We start from the raw sequence: 787 nt of genomic DNA on the forward strand, positions 1-787 counted from the left end.
TTGCTCGTACTAATCGTTCCGCGCCATACGAATCGATTGTTGCTTTTAAAAGAGTCGAACGTTTGAGAGTAATGATCGCCGTACCATGGGTCCATATAAGATACGTATTGGTTGCCGCCGGTTCCGGTATAGTAGCCGTCAAGCACGACGAAATGACCGATAGCCGCCCCGTGCGTCCAGCGGATAAAAGCAACCATCGGACGGCGCCCGTCGACCTCGTTCTTCACCCATTGCAGCGTCGGAAGGTTGTAGAAGTCGCTGCTGTTGACGCCGTAACGCTTCAAGCCGTACTTGATTTCGCCTGTCGTGGCAGGGTCGTTGTAGAGTCCGCCTTTGACGTAGCGCACAAACTCCTCTTGCGTAACGGTTTTGCCGTAATGCTGCAGGATCGGTACGGATACGCCCGCCCAGCACCAGTTGCTCATTTTCTGTTTTACGTCCGGCACGGTGGCGCCGGTTCCAGGCGGCTTCGGCGGCTTGGGGGTTCCAGGATCCGGCGGATTTCCGAAGATGAACGCTGAAGAGATGTAATGCTTCGCATTATTTTTGTAAAAATAAAACCAGCGCGTATCGCTTTGTCCGGTCCAGTAATCCTGCTGCGCTTCTCCTTCTTCCCAGCCGTCGAATTGAACCTCGGTATTTCCCGCTATGGTGTACAGCACGCTGGACTTGGTTGTTGCGCCGGAGCGCACATTCACTCCAATCGGCGCGGTCGTTCCCTTGAATTTGACATCGGCGGCTCCTCCGGCTGCGGCAGCCGGAACTGAAACCGGGGCCGGATCGGCGG

General features: G+C 55.7%; 1 protein-coding gene. It reads right to left on the bottom strand.

The window, feature by feature from the left end; translation table 11 throughout:
* Positions 1-787, bottom strand: a 787-nt coding sequence (locus PEH01S_RS34335; protein ID WP_127490461.1) for a papain-like cysteine protease family protein, incomplete at both ends; no start/stop codon positions are given.

This window comes from Paenibacillus ehimensis NBRC 15659 (assembly GCF_004000785.1).
Classification (GTDB): domain Bacteria; phylum Bacillota; class Bacilli; order Paenibacillales; family NBRC-103111; genus Paenibacillus_G; species Paenibacillus_G ehimensis.